This is a genomic window from Peribacillus sp. NPDC097198 (assembly GCF_044762055.1).
GTDB lineage: Bacteria > Bacillota > Bacilli > Bacillales > DSM-1321 > Peribacillus.
Window position 1 is genome coordinate 35521 of sequence record NZ_JBIWDO010000001.1, and the last position, 14632, is coordinate 50152.

The 14632-nt window shown below is 41.9% G+C and carries 16 protein-coding genes; 2 read left to right on the forward strand and 14 right to left on the reverse strand.

The window, feature by feature from the left end:
- Positions 1–29 precede the first annotated feature (29 nt).
- The gene (locus ACIQXQ_RS00175; protein ID WP_402871251.1) at positions 30–1496 is read right to left on the reverse strand and encodes a PAS domain-containing sensor histidine kinase; all 1467 of its coding nucleotides are present in this window, start codon (positions 1494–1496) and stop codon (positions 30–32) included.
- A 314-nt stretch (positions 1497–1810) separates the two neighbouring features.
- Positions 1811–2080, reverse strand: a complete 270-nt coding sequence (locus ACIQXQ_RS00180; RefSeq protein WP_402871248.1) for a DUF1292 domain-containing protein — start codon at positions 2078–2080, stop codon at positions 1811–1813.
- Positions 2081–2332: 252 nt separating this feature from the next.
- On the opposite strand from ACIQXQ_RS00180, the gene ACIQXQ_RS00185 reads away from it, so the two are divergent.
- Positions 2333–2713 (forward strand): VOC family protein, encoded by a 381-nt coding sequence (locus tag ACIQXQ_RS00185; RefSeq protein ID WP_402955105.1) that lies wholly within the window; start codon positions 2333–2335, stop codon positions 2711–2713.
- Positions 2714–2774: 61 nt separating this feature from the next.
- On the opposite strand, the gene ACIQXQ_RS00190 is transcribed toward ACIQXQ_RS00185, so the two are convergent.
- From ACIQXQ_RS00190 to ACIQXQ_RS00210, 5 genes are all read right to left on the reverse strand, one after another.
- Positions 2775–3461, reverse strand: coding sequence for a hypothetical protein (locus ACIQXQ_RS00190; protein ID WP_402954192.1), 687 nt, complete (start codon positions 3459–3461; stop codon positions 2775–2777).
- Between the two features lie 119 nt (positions 3462–3580).
- Entirely contained in the window at positions 3581–3934 is a 354-nt protein-coding gene (locus ACIQXQ_RS00195; RefSeq protein WP_402871239.1) for a hypothetical protein, read from the reverse strand.
- Positions 3935–4401: 467 nt separating this feature from the next.
- Positions 4402–4671 (reverse strand): 30S ribosomal protein S14, encoded by a 270-nt coding sequence (gene rpsN / locus ACIQXQ_RS00200; RefSeq protein WP_402871237.1) that lies wholly within the window; start codon positions 4669–4671, stop codon positions 4402–4404.
- Positions 4672–4716: 45 nt separating this feature from the next.
- On the reverse strand, positions 4717–4866 hold the full coding sequence (gene rpmG / locus ACIQXQ_RS00205; protein ID WP_402871234.1) for a 50S ribosomal protein L33: 150 nt from the start codon (positions 4864–4866) through the stop codon (positions 4717–4719).
- A 224-nt stretch (positions 4867–5090) separates the two neighbouring features.
- Positions 5091–6782 carry a methyl-accepting chemotaxis protein gene (locus ACIQXQ_RS00210; protein ID WP_402954194.1) on the reverse strand — a complete coding sequence of 564 codons (1692 nt, stop codon included), beginning with the start codon at positions 6780–6782 and terminating at the stop codon, positions 5091–5093.
- Between the two features lie 214 nt (positions 6783–6996).
- Here ACIQXQ_RS00210 and ACIQXQ_RS00215 point away from each other — a divergent pair, with 214 nt between their 5' ends.
- On the forward strand, positions 6997–8256 hold the full coding sequence (locus tag ACIQXQ_RS00215; RefSeq protein WP_402954196.1) for an amidohydrolase family protein: 1260 nt from the start codon (positions 6997–6999) through the stop codon (positions 8254–8256).
- 157 nt (positions 8257–8413) lie between these two features.
- Here the strand turns inward: ACIQXQ_RS00215 and ACIQXQ_RS00220 are convergent, their stop codons facing one another.
- From ACIQXQ_RS00220 to ACIQXQ_RS00250, 7 genes are all read right to left on the reverse strand, one after another.
- A complete protein-coding gene (locus ACIQXQ_RS00220; protein WP_402954198.1) occupies positions 8414–9760 on the reverse strand; it encodes an MFS transporter in 1347 nt (448 codons plus the stop codon).
- An 82-nt stretch (positions 9761–9842) separates the two neighbouring features.
- Positions 9843–10139, reverse strand: coding sequence for a Dabb family protein (locus tag ACIQXQ_RS00225; RefSeq protein WP_402954200.1), 297 nt, complete (start codon positions 10137–10139; stop codon positions 9843–9845).
- A gap of 11 nt (positions 10140–10150) precedes the next feature.
- Positions 10151–11398: a flavin-dependent oxidoreductase gene (locus ACIQXQ_RS00230; RefSeq protein WP_402954202.1), complete on the reverse strand. Its 1248-nt coding sequence runs from the start codon at positions 11396–11398 to the stop codon at positions 10151–10153.
- Between the two features lie 191 nt (positions 11399–11589).
- Complete coding sequence (locus ACIQXQ_RS00235) at positions 11590–11964, reverse strand: nucleotide excision repair endonuclease (RefSeq protein WP_402871219.1); 375 nt, start codon at positions 11962–11964, stop codon at positions 11590–11592.
- A 279-nt stretch (positions 11965–12243) separates the two neighbouring features.
- Complete coding sequence (locus tag ACIQXQ_RS00240) at positions 12244–12396, reverse strand: YpzG family protein (RefSeq protein WP_402871217.1); 153 nt, start codon at positions 12394–12396, stop codon at positions 12244–12246.
- A 107-nt stretch (positions 12397–12503) separates the two neighbouring features.
- Positions 12504–13151: a DUF4352 domain-containing protein gene (locus tag ACIQXQ_RS00245; protein WP_402954204.1), complete on the reverse strand. Its 648-nt coding sequence runs from the start codon at positions 13149–13151 to the stop codon at positions 12504–12506.
- A gap of 18 nt (positions 13152–13169) precedes the next feature.
- A complete protein-coding gene (locus ACIQXQ_RS00250) occupies positions 13170–14546 on the reverse strand; it encodes an alkaline phosphatase (RefSeq protein WP_402954206.1) in 1377 nt (458 codons plus the stop codon).
- Between the last annotated feature and the right edge of the window lie 86 nt (positions 14547–14632).

The window sequence follows — 14632 nt, forward strand, 5'->3', positions numbered from 1 at the left end:
ACAAAAGGTGACGTTAGCTCTGGCTCTCGTCACCTTTTAATGTGCCTTTGAATAGGGAGGATGATATCGACGGTGGTTCCTTTGCCGACCTCGCTACTAAATTTAATTTGCCCTTGATGCTCATGAATGATTTTTGTACTCACCATTAGCCCCAGGCCGGTCCCTTTTTCCGTTGTGCTATAAAAAGGCTCACCTAAATGCTTCATTCGTTCCTCTGTCATCCCACTACCCGAATCAATGAAGCGGATGACCAGGTTCCCTGGATCATATTCATCCAACTGGATATGAAGTTTCCCGCCATTTTCCATGGCTTCAATCGCATTATTCACTACATTAGTAAACACTTGCTTTAATAAATTAGGTTCACCAAATACTGTTGAATCGTCGACTTTAGTTTCCATCGTTATTTCGACATCGTTCAGATTCGCCTGAAGCTTGGCCAACGTTATGACACTATCTAAAATGGCAGGTATCCGGGTATGTTCACATGTTTGCAATTGGGGATTGGCAAGACATAAAAACTCTTTAGCCAACCGTTCGATCTTGTCCACTTCCTTCACTGACAGGTCAAGGTATTCCTGCTTGTCAGGCGTTTCACCCATTAATTGCAAAAATCCCTTGATGGCAGTTAGTGGATTCCTTATCTCATGGGCAATGCCCGCCGCCATCTGACCGACCGCAGAAAGCATATTCGTCTTGCATAATAATTCTTCTGTCTTCTTACGTTCGGTAATATCTCTACAGAAAACCTGAATGGCCGGTCGTCCCTTATAAATAATCGGAAGGGCGATGGTTTCACCATAAAATACTTCACCATTAAAGCGCCTGAACTTTTGCTCCAGTAACTCGACCGTCTTCCCCTCATCTCTCATCACTTCTATTCGCTTGCCGACCGTGTCTTGAGAATCGGGATGCACGAACTGAAAAACGGACTTCCCCATAATTTCTTCCACAGACAAGCCCAGCATTCTGGCACCTTCGGGATTCATATACTCAATGATTCCATTTCGATGCACAAAGATTGCTTCAGGTGACACCTCGATCAGGTTGCGATACCGTTCTTCGCTCTCCCTCAACGCTATTTCAGCCAACTTTTGATTCGTAATGTCCCTGTATACGAACGCCAATGCCGTCGGTTCATCTTCGTTATTCCTGATCGTAAAAAGGGTGATGCTCACATCAATTAGCTGGCCATCTTTTCTTTGTCTGACCGTTTCGAACCCCTTCTCTTGTTCCCCCGACTTGACCCTATTATGCAACTCGTCAACAGATTCCTTCAGGAAATCGGGGATGATCGGAAAAGGCTTACCAAATACCTCGTCATTCATCCAGCCAAAAAACTCCTCAAAGGCAGCATTAACTTGTAGGGTTTTACCATCTAGATCAACGATGGAAATGGCATCCGCACTTTGTTCCATGAAAGATTGAAGCTGCTTTGTGATATCATCTACTTTTTCTTCCACTTGCCCTTGTCTATCATTAATTAGCTTTTTCAACAGATTTATTCCTTTCCAATTCCGAAAATTCACTTACTCAATTTTACAGTAACAGTAAATCATTTACCAGTATTTTATAGTAGTTTTCACTATCAATGTAGTGAAAACCCAATAAAAAGAAGCTAAATCAGTCATGCAGATTTAGCTCTTCCCTTTAAATGTATTATATTTACATTCTCCAACTATCGGTTCATAGAAGCATGTAACTTATTAAGATTGGATAGCATGTAACCACTATCATGGTATACGCACAATAATTTAACACGATATACATAAGAAAAGACGACACGTAGATGTGCCGTCTTTTCTAGTCATCAATCTTGTGGATCAAAAGCCGCTTCGAAAGCAGATGATACCTTTTCGAACTCCTCGTCCGTTTCGATATCATTTAACTCTCCTTCGCCTTCAACTCTGAAAAAGAAAATATCGATATCTTCCTCTGTGTCTTCTTCAATGTCTTCTAGCAAACCTACAGCTACATATTCCGTTCCTTCAACATCCAATGTTCCCAGAACTTCAACCTCGTGCTCTTGATCACTGTCGTCAGTAAGGGTAAACACTTCACCTTCGCGAATACTTCCCATCATAATCTCTCCTCTCAAGTCCATTTAAAATGGGTTTGTTTCCATAGTATATCTACTATTCCATACAGAAACAAATTTTTGCTTTAAAAAAGGGCAATTCTTTTCCTTTTCAATAAAAAATCCAGTAAAGTGGGGGAAATCGCTAGAATTTAAATCATTCAGACTATTTTGTTTATATTGCTGTAATTTTATACCTAATCATATATACTAATATTGCTTAATAACAACAAGAAGGAGGAATCCCCTTTGACTATGAAGAAAGTCGATCATATCGGCATCGTTGTAAGAGATCTAGAAACATCCATCTCCTTTTATCAAGAAGTGTTGGATTTGAAATTGAAAGCGCGTGTACCCCATACGAATGGTATCATTCAGCTTGCCTTTCTTGGGTATGACGGTTCAGATGAAACCGAAATTGAATTGATCCAAGGATATAGTGACACGTTGCCATCAGAAGCAACGATTCACCACTTTGCCATTACCGTGGATGATATCGAAGAAGAATACGCGCGGATCCAAAGCCTTGAGAATGTCGAACTGATTGATGAAGAAATCGTCACCTTGCCAAACGGCTATCGCTATTTCTACATATACGGACCAGAGAAAGAATGGATCGAGTTCTTCCAGAGATGAACACAAAAAGCAGAGCGATCAGCTTCTGCTTTTTTTAATGAGTCCAATAAATAAATAGTTATCAAGCTTCGTCTACCGGTATCCGGTAATCGGGATTGCTCTGGTTCCAACCTCCGCCTTCTTCCACGGATTGATTGATACTGCTGTCCCCATCACCATCAATCCAAATTCTCTCTCCATTCTCCAATGTCCGCCAATGAGGTTCCACACCATGTTCTTGATGATTTTCTTCTATTATATATGATCCATCTGACCCATTTTCTAGTGCAAGATCCGAACCACCCAATCCGCCTTCATTCCCATTTACATCAATAACGTCCGCCATATCCAAAATGGATACCCCCAACGCACCAACGGCGACTGTTTTCCCCACATTGCGTAATCCTTCTTTCCAACGTGTTTCGTCTCCATCCCTAAGTCCTCCGGCTACATCTCCAACATTCCCCACCGTCGCCTTAATACCTTGTCCCACTGCTTTCGCTGTTTTCCCAACACCGTCCCCTAAATCCTTGAACCCTTGAACCACCTTCCCATCATCTTTCGATACTAGTCCACTTCCAAGATTCCAAACTCCCTCAGCAACATTCCCTAGTTGCTTACCTGTGAACTCCGTTGAATTCTTAACACCATCGCCAACCTCTTGGATGAACTTAGATCCCGTTAATTCTCCAACTCCCTTAATAATGCCTCCAGTCACACCGCCAACTAACCATCCCGCACCTTCACCGGCACTTTTGAGAAAACCCATATTATTAGCCCCCATATCCATTTAGTAGTTCAATATCACTACTTATTGTCATTTAATAACATACCATACTAAAAAAATACAGGGAACTAATCAAAAAAAGACCCTATTGGCCCTTTCCTTTAGAATGCATATTGATATAACCCATAATATAACGGTCCGAGTGTAATGAGTAATGTGACTCCGATGAGGATACTTTTCGCACGTCCCGATATATCTTCCATTGCTGCTTCTCCATCATCATGCTTTCCGATATAACTGAAAAGTACATCCCACAGCAAACCACCTACAAACACGAATTTCCATATAAGAGGCGTGAGTATGGCTGTATTCGTCACAAATCCAAATAGTCCGATCCACGTAATAACTGAAATGATGAAATCCACTATTAAAGAGGGGGTACGAAGGCCTTTAAGCAAAAAAGCAATCGCCACCGTTCCTAAAATCCCTAAATAAATCGTCCAAAAAATATGCATATTCCATCCTTCTTCCGGTAAGATTCTTCAATTATATGAAGTATCGGATGAAAAGGGAATACAATAACGACATTCTCTTAATCTAGTACATATATCTCATTAAACTTTTTACCTTTTTGATTAACCCGGTAAAATTTTCGAAGAATGATAAAGGTTTTGGATTTTACCCCTAAATCATACGTCCACTTTCAAGTATTGAGGGCAGATTTTATTACCGTCGTAGATAAAGATGAATAACTAATTAAGTATGTACTAGGAAAATAGAAATGATGAAACCTACTTGAATCAACCAAGAGATTTCCACGTTAAGAAAGGAACTTCAACAGAAGGAACTTCAACAGAAGGAACTTCAACAGAAGGAACTTCAACAGAATTATCGGGGTTTTGAATAGGAGAGTATCAAATGCTAGAAGAAGGTGATTCCGGGTGTAAATACCCAGTGATCACCTTTTTCATTCTATCTTAGATTACCAGCTTGCCTTTTTGATGCCCGCGATTTGCCCGATATGTGCAAGGTCACGGAAAACGATCCTGGACATGTTGAATTTCCGCATATATCCACGTGGTCTTCCCGTAACTCCACACCGATTGTGAATACGTGTTGGCGAAGCATCCCTTGGGAGCTTGGCCAATGCTGCATAATCTCCTTTCACTTTAAGTTCCTGTCGAACCTCTGCATACTTCTCTACTGTTTCCAGCTGTTTTTTTGCCTTTGCTATCTTTGACTTTTTTGCCACCTTAGTTATCTCCCCTTCTATAAAAATGATTATATTGTACCCGGATTACTTTGTTTCACGGTGAAGTGTGTGTTTCTTTAAGCGCGGGCAGTACTTTTTCAATTCGATTCGATCAGGATGGTTTCGCTTATTTTTCGTCGTTATATAATTCCGATCTCCCGTCTCTGTACATGCCAAGGTAATGTTTACTCTCATGTTTGTTCCCTCCTAAATGTTTTATAAATATCCTTAATCGTCATGATTACGGTTTATGATGTTTACCTTCATATAATAAAACGTAATGATTACTATTTGCAAGTTTTTTCGTAAGCTTTTTCGATTTCCCCTTGGTTCCCTACTCAACATCAAATATCTCCATAATGAAAAAGCAGGCTTCCCGACCATGTCAGGAAGCCTGCTTTTTTCTAAAAATACATTTTTTAAATCTGGAATTTACGAACCACTTGCTTTAGCTCATCTGCCATAGAGGTCAATGAATGCACGGATGAATTGATTTCTTCCATCGATGCCAGTTGTTCTTCCGTTGAAGCCGCCACTTCTTCTGAATTGGCCGCATTTTCCTGTGCGTGTGCCGTTAATTTATTCGACGTTTCCGATACTTCATCTACACTGACTGAAATTTGTTGAATGGAAGCCGTGATTTCTTCGATTTTTGGAGTAATGTCTCTCGTACTTTGAAGGATCTGGGCGAATTTATTCGATGTTTCCACTGAAACCTTCACGCCCTGTTCCGCATTATCCATCACGTCTTTCATGATCGTAACAGAATTCCTTGTGTCGTCTTGCATCCCCATGATTAAATCCGTGATCAATTTAGTAGAGTTCTGGGATTGTTCAGCTAGTTTCTTCACTTCATCGGCCACCACGGCGAATCCCTTACCATGTTCGCCCGCCCTTGCCGCTTCGATTGCTGCATTTAATGCCAATAGATTCGTCTGTCCGGCAATGCCCGTGATTACATCGATAATATTCCCGATTTGATTAGAACGTTCCGATAAAGAATCGATAACCTGATTCGATTGGTTAACCGATTCATGGATGAATCTCATTTGCTTCAAGTTCTCCTCGACATAGTGGCTGCCCTCTTCTGCCTGTTTCTCGGTTTCTTTTGAAAGCTCTGACATGCTAGCCGTACTTTCGGTAATCCGTTCCACACCCTGGCTCACTTCATTCAGTGAACCGAGACTAATTTCCAGTTGCCTTGTTGAACTTTCAGAAGCCCCGGAGATTTCCTGTATCGAAAGAGCAATTGTTTCTGCTGCCAATTTCGATTGTTCAGAACTGACACTTAATTGCTCAGCCGATGATGTAACTTTATTCGTATTGGAGGAGATGGCCGTAATCGTATGATGCAGATTTTGGGTCATCTTTTCAAAAGATTGATTTAACACATAAACCTCATCGCGGGTTCTTACCTCGATTTTTTCTATATTCAAATCTCCTTCAGCGACCCGGTTAGCCATTTTACTCAACTTCTCGATTGGTTTGGAAATAACGTTTGAAATCAATAATCCATCAGCCATCGCAAGCACGAAAGCTATCAGGCTTAGAATGATAATCTTCTTAGTTGCCGACTTAGATTTATCCTGAACCTCTTTCACCTTTTGCACCATGATGTCGTCTTTGATCCATGTATAGAATGAATTCGTTTGCTCAACCATTTTGGTACTGATGGGAACCACATTATCCCGGGCTAGGGACTTGGCTTTTTCAGGATCGGCTCGTACCGCTTCTACAGATTTACGACTCTCCTCAATCCATTCGTCATTTGATGCTTTGATTCCATCGAGCTCTTTGGTCATTTTATCTGAGTGCGACAAATCTCTCGCTTCTTTTATTAATTCATTGATGTTTTCATTCGATTCATACATCTTCTCTTTCATATCAGGTGTTTCATATAATAGATATCCTCTTAAATACGTTACCTGACGTGCTGCATCCGTCTGGATACTTTGAGTGATTGATTGAACCTCGGAGATATTATCAAGAATATAATCATACTTCTTGTTCATATCTTTCATACTGTGATAAGAAATGAAAGCTGAAACTCCAAAAATGATGGAGACAAGAAAAAAGCTTAGTAGTAACTTATTCTTTATGGATAATTTCATTCTTTTTTACCCCTCTATTTCTTATGTAATGGTCACGCTTATCTATCCCTTTTCATATAAAAAGCCCACAATTAAAGTGGACGGTAAATATGTTCCCAAGGAGTAATAGTTTCCTTTTCTTTTATCGGTTAAGAAAAGGAAAAATTAAATGGAACATGGTGGTAAAATAAATATTATTTGTTAAACACTATCATTTAAGAGGGCAGGGGAATGCATGTTATTAAGAAACGCAACATATTTGAATGAAGAGTATGCCATTTCAAGGGGAGATCTGTTAATACATGAAGGGAAAATCGTCACAAATCCTTCTCTCTCTGAAGGGAATGCTTCTGTCGAAGAAATGGATTGTGAAGGATATATACTAATACCTGGATTATACAATGCTCATTTTCATGGTTATTCATTAACTGCCCAAGGACTTCAAAGGGATATGAAAATTGAAGAGTGGTGTAATGACAGCAAACAAGGACACCTTCAATCCGGTTATTTTGATAAAATCGATGCACTGACCAGAAGGGAATATGAAACGATTTGTATGAAGGCTTACGCAGATATGGTGAAGAAAGGAATCACGTTCGTCAGTGAATCAGAGCCGAGTAATTGGCCGGATGCGATTGCCGAAACCATCAACCGCATTGGAATGAAAGGTTTTGTCGATACCTATGAGAAGATTCCGGAATATCACGATCTGCAAAGTGGGCAGGTCAACTTTGGTACGCATTTGCTAGAAGAAGAGGATATCACGGATGAAACCCTTGCTCTCTGTGTTTCTAGTAAAAAGGACTTTGATTCCCTCTATACCACGCATGGGATGGAAAACCAATGGAGAAGGGACCTGATTTATTCTCAATACGGAAAGTCATCCATCGAGTTATATAAAGAGCAAGGGCTACTCGATAACAAGACGATTTTTTTCCATGGCGTTCACTTGAATGAAATGGATATCGATTTACTAGCTGAGGCAGGTTCCTCTGTCGTCCATTGTCCCGTCTCGAACCTAAGCACTGGAGCAGGTATAGCCCCCGTATCCAGCATGCTTGAAAAAGGCGTGAATGTTTGCATGGGATCTGATTATGCCAGTACCGATTTATGGGAAAATATGAAAATCGCCTATTATCTACTAAAAGCGATGTCCCCGACACATCCGTTCACAGCGGAGAACATCTGGCAAATGGCAACGCAAAATGGCGCGTCCGCCTATCATCAGAACATGAGTGGAAGAATCAAGGATGGATTTCATGCAGATCTTGTCTTCATAAAAAAGAACTCCCTTATTCCAGAGGTCGATACAGACGAGTTTTCCACGACCGTGCATAATCTATTACTTGAAACGAGCGAACCATCCATTCATCATGTAATGGTCAACGGGGAATGGATCATGTTCAATCGCACCCTTACACACGTGGATGAGGAAGAAATGAACCGGGCATATAAAAAGATCCTGACGAAAGTCTATCATCAGGTTGTTGAATAGGTTTCAATGACACAGGGGCTGTCCCAAAAGGTGTAATTACCCCGTAATTGAATAAATAGTAAAAGGCAGAAACGTTGATTTAACAACATTTCTGCCTCTTTGTTTTTGCGGAATTCAATGGAATAAGGACTTATTAGACAGCCCCTTGTCTCATGATTTAAACGGCCCGCTTCTCCTCGGGTTGACCTTCTCCGGCCATGCCGTAATGTGCATGTTTTTCCTGAACGAAAGCAATGGCGATCGCTCCTACTACCGCAGCGATTGCAATCAAGGAAAAGTTCATTTGAGCTGGCAGGTTCATCGTTAAGAGGATGCCTACAAAAGTTGGTGCAAAAATCCCACCTAGGCGACCGAACGCCATCGATGCCCCCACTCCACTGGAGCGCATGGAAGGTGGGTAATATTGTGATACCATCGCGTTGCTTATATTCTGCACCCCGACCGACGATGCACCGATGAAACCAATCAATATATAGGCAAGCACCGCATTTTGTGTAAGACCGATGCTTGCAAGGGCAATGGCTCCACATACATACAGGGGAATCATGACTTTTTTGAAACCTAGTTTATCCGTAAGCGGACCGAACGCAATCGTTCCGACGATCGCACCGACATTCATCATCGCAACAAATAGCAAACTAGAACTTAAACTATACCCTGCCTGGATCATCAATTTGGGCAGCCACGTGTTCATCGAGTATATCAGGACAAAGCAGCTGAAACAGGAAATCCAAAACATGAGCGTACTGAACCCCCGTTTTTTCTCAAATAATTTCACAATGGTTGAACCTTGTTCAGGTGCTTCCGTTCTTTCGAGTCTTGTCTCCCCATTCAAACTTAACTCTGGATTGACTTTCTTAAGAATCTGCTTTACTTCCTCGTTTTTCCCTTTTTCCAATAGGAAGACCGCCGACTCTGGAATCGCTTTAGCTATAAAGGGTAGGACCAATAGCGGCAAACCCGCAATCCAGAAAATCGGCCTCCATCCAAATTCCGGGAGTATGGCACGGCTGGCTAGGGCGGCTGCAATCGCTCCGACCGAATACCCACAGAATACAAAGGAAATCATCGCACTCCGAATCTTTTTCGGTGCGTACTCCGTTGTCAGGGCAATCACGTTCGGCATCACGCCTCCCAGTCCGATTCCTGAAATGACACGAAAAACGGTGAACAAGACTGGTCCACCAGCCACCCCGGATAAAGCAGTAAAAAGACTGAAGAGAGCCGTACAAAATAAGATGATTTTCTTACGTCCGACCTTATCGGCCAAGTAGCCAAAAAAGACCGCTCCGACCACCGTACCCATTACCGTATAACTGCCGATTGCTCCCGCTGTCACCGATGATATGGACCACTCCTCAATCAATGAAGGAACGATTGAACCATAGATGACCACATCATAACCGTCGACCAGGATAATGAAAAAACCCCAAAAAATTAATAGTAAGTGAAACAGGTTAAAACGACTTTTATCTATCGTTTCACCAGCATGGACTGTCCTCAATCCTACACCTTCTTCCCTTTATTTAGTACGTTGAAGCACAAAAGCCAAAGAACAGACAGATGCGTATGACACGCACCTTTAATCAATTAGTATCAAAGTCGACCACAATTAAATCTTCAAGTCCAATCTCTTCTAAATAGGTAAGAATCGCTTGATGCGATGGATGCGGCAAGTATGCTTCAAATGTCGTCCTGTCCTCAAATCTGGCAGTCATGCCTATCTCGTACCCTTGATTGCGCCCCGCAAAATTCCTTCCTTGCTGGATATCCAGTAAACCTGGTATAACATCTTTTAGAGACAGAGTCCTAGAAATCAATTCATCCACTTGATCATCTGTTACATCATCACTTAACTTAACCAAAACAATATGTTCAACCATTCTGCTCACCCTTATCTGCTATTTAAAACATGACGGTCAAAACCGGCAATTTGTTTATATTTATTGGCAATATCTTCTAGTTCCTGTTGTGATATGACATCATGTAAATGATCGAATCCCTCTGGAGCCCGGTCCTCGACAATTTGCATGACCTCTTCCGGTCCATTCTGACGATTGGCCAGCACGATGGCCGCCGTCTTCTCAAGACGTGATTCTTCATAAGCACATAAAGCCGCTTCTGCATGTACTCCACTTAAAATGGCTTCCCCTAACGCATCCGCATCCAGTATCGCCTGGGAAGCTCCATTGGAACCAATTGGGTACATCGGATGTGCGGCATCACCAAGCAACGTGATTCTGCCAAAGGACCAGCGTGGAAGAGGATCGCGATCGACCATTGGGAATTCGAAAACGGACTCCGTTTCCTCTATTAATTTAGGTACATTCAACCATCCAAAATCCCAATCGGCGAAAGCTGGTGCAAAGACTTCCTTCTCTACTTTCCGATTCCAATCACTTCGGGAAGGCGCATCCCCTTCAATCGTCAACTCCGCAATCCAGTTCATAAGCGAACGACCACTCTCTGCCAAAGGATCGACAGGATAAGCAACGAATTTCTGGTCTTGATAGCCAGCCATGATCATTGTCTTCTCGGTTAAAAAAGATGACGATTCTGTGATGCCACGCCATAAAATCCGGCCGCTGAATTTAGGGTCACCTTCATTCGGATAATAGAATTTTCGAACTGTGGAATGGATGCCATCTGCTGCAATCATGATGTCTGCTTTATATGCCCCTAGATTTTCCCCTGTTTTTTTATTCACAAATTGAGCTTCCACGCAATCATCGAACAGTTGGAATGAAGATAGATGGTGACCGGTTATGACCGAGTCTTCCCCCAACTCTTCCTTGACCGCTTTTAGTAGCAGCATCAGCAGACTTCCACGATGGATGGAATATTGTGGCCACCGATATCCTGCATTCAACCCCCTCGGTTCCTGCCAAATTTGTTGACCGTATTTATTGAAAAAACTCAACTCGGCCGTAGGCAGTCCAATCTTCTGAAGTTCTTCCCCTAATCCAAGCTCCGTAAGGACCCGTACAGCATGTGGAAGAAGATTGATGCCCACTCCCAATGCTTTTATCGTTTGTACACTTTCAAAAACTTGCACTGATACACCAACGCGGTGAAGTTTAAGGGCAGTAACAAGCCCGCCGATGCCCCCACCAGCAATAATTGCCGTATTCACTTTTGACACAGAAACCCCTCCAAATGACCTGATAAGTTATTCAAATATTTTAATTATTCTAATTATGTCACAAAACTCCAGTTTAGCAATATAAATTCTGGGATTATGCAATAAAATTTCATAGGATCATAAGGAAGTCTTACCTGTAAATCTGCTTCTACGCATAAAAAAGCTGATTGCGCATGCAATCAGCTCTCCTATTATTTATAAAATACTTTATCAATGTTGTATTTAGCATGAAGTGTATTGATGATGTACGTTTCATAGATTTCACGTTCCATCGCATCTTCTACGATGATAACCTCAATTTTTTTCACTTCATTACGATGTTCTTTAATCGGTGAAACATTATCCTCGAAATGCTTTTTGACTCTTTGTCTTAATTTACGTGCCTTTCCGACAAAGATCAACTCGTCCTTCTCATTATAAAACATGATGATGCCGCCCTTATCACGGGGAATCAAATGGAAATCAATGAATCCGAAGATTTCCGGGATGATGGCTTCATCGCCCTCAATCACTTGTTTTCTTTGTTTAATGCTGATATCCGCTGCTGGGATTTTAATATTAATCATCAAAAGTCACGTCCTCTTTTTGTATATGTATGTGAGTGCTGGAAATAGTCATATTGATAAATCACACTATGTTCTAGTGGAATATAATGGGCTTGTTCAAGCTCTTTCCAACACTTGCTCTACCATGTCCTTAAAAGTAGATGGTATCATAATTTTGGCGGAAAAGCCATGGCATGAACATAGCGGTTCAGTAAAAGGCAATGGACCCTTGTATTTTTTTAAGGAAGGAAAAGAAGAAGACCCGTTACGAGTCTCCTTCTCCATGATCAGAAATATCCGTTACCACCTGTGGGCCTTCGCATTGCTTCTTAGTATAATGTTCGTTTGCGATACTTCCGTATGGCCATTTACTTGAGACTTCGAACGCTTAGGTCTTGTCCAATTATGGTGAAACTTTTGAGAATGTGGATCTAATTGATCTTTATAACTCATGTTGTATCACCTCATCGTAAAAGATTGGGATATTTCTTTTCAAAGCAATAGGAGGTTCCTATCACAGTTTTAGTATGGATTGGGGACGAGTAAACATACATTACTTCTTAAAAAGAAAATTCTACCTTTTTCCCTTTCGAAAGCACTTTCCCTTCACCATTTACGGCATCACTGGTCAGAACCGAAATCCTCCTCACATCTTCCTTTTTGAGGATGAACCCGATATTCCCTTGCTTTGAGCCCTTCGCTTTTATATCCCCATTCAAGTTCTCCAGGTAAATATCATCTTTCCAAGTCAAATGTTCTCCCCCGTCCGTCTCAAGAAAAGCGACCGGGGAAATCTTGGCGTCCGCATTGGTAGGATTATGGACTTTCACATTCATTTTCACGATATCGAATGCGTGTTCATGGGTGTAACCATGAAAGAAGTCAATCATGCTATAATCCGGAACCACATGCATCACCTTGATATCCTTCATTTCTACCGTGATTGGCCCGACCTTCACGGTTTCATTTATCGGCTTATACTCTTTTACTGTCAATTCGCCTCGTGCATCGGAAACCTGTTGGCCAACCTGTTTCAAATCACGATCATCCGGTAGCTGGGGGTTAGGAACATAGACATCCTTCTTCACCAATGGTTCTTCCTTTTCCTCTGTCTTTTCTATTACGTTTGGTTTTTCATCAAAAGCTGGCTGCGTATTAAGTGCACCAAATGTGGTTAATAAAAAGGCACCAAAAAGTAGTTTGTTCACCGAATCCCTCCCAGCGTTTTATTTTCCTTTATTTAATAAGTCGAAGATGATCGTGGCATGATCCGTGTTATCGACCTGTCCGGCAAAACGGTCCTTGTAGGGCCCGAATGCATAGACGGGCACATCTTCCCCCGTATGTCCCCCGGTAGTCCAAGCCGTATTGGACCTGTTATCAAAAATGGCTTCGATTGCATTATCAATCGTCGTAACATGTTTACTTGTTGTGGCATCCTTGACGGATTGGATTTCCTCGTTTGTAAGTCTCACTTTCTTTTGATCAATATACCTTTTCAAGGTTTTTTCAACATCCTCACCCTTTACGATGGCATCCGCCATGAAGTCAGGTGTCCGTTTGGCAGCCTTAATCGGCTCACCGGACCAATTATAGACTCCCTTCGCTCCGATTGAGAACCCTCCCGTGGAATGGTCAGCCGTAGCGACAACTAAGGTATGTTTATCTTTTTTCGCGAACTCGATGGCTGCCTTGTAGGCTTTTTCAAAATCCTCCATTTCACTCATCGCCCCGACAATGTCGTTATCATGGCTAGCCCAATCAATTTGACTTCCTTCCACCATCAAGAAGAATCCATCTTTATCTTTATTCAGGCGTTGAATCGCCGAGTCCGTCATCTCTTCCAAAGAAGGCGTTTCATTGGTGCGGTCAATCATTTTAGGCAAACCTCCTGAAGCGAACAACCCAAGCACCTGTTTATTTTTATCCTTTAAGAGCTGCTTTTTATCGGTAACATAACTATATCCATCTTTTTTGAACGCTTTTGTCAAATCGACATCAGGCCGGACAAAATTCGATTGGCCTCCCCCCAAGAGGACATCGATTTTATGTTGACCCTCTATTAGGTCCCGGTAATAATCATCAGCAATTCCATTCATGTTTTTCCGGTTTTCGTCATGGGCACCGAATGATGCTGGGGTGGCGTGGGTAATTTCCGATGTGGCGACAAGACCGGTTGATTTCCCGCTTTCCTTAGCCGCTTCCAATACCGTTTTCACTTCTGTCTTATCGTTATCGACTGCGATTGCTGCGTTATACGTTTTCACCCCGGCTGACATCGCGGTTGCTGCAGAAGCGGAATCCGTGATATTTTGTGTCGGATCTTCTGGGTATGTCATCTGCTGACCCACCAAGTATGGATCGAATGCCGTCCTTTCAGCCACCGTCGTAGAAGGTCTATCTTTTAAATACCGATAGGCGGATGTATAAGAGACACCCATTCCATCCCCTATCATGAAAATGACGTTTCTAATCTCCGGTTCTTTCTTAGGCTTTCCTTTTGCCAGGACATCGTTGTTTGTGACCGACCATGTAAGACTTCCAAGAGCTAGTGTGGAAATGATGGCAACAGGCAAAATCTTTTTACTGAATGAACGTTTCAAGAAAACGACCTCCTACTGATTTAATGGATGATTCAGTTAAAATATACCGCAGGAAGATGAACCTACTGTGAAGGGAGTGTAAATAT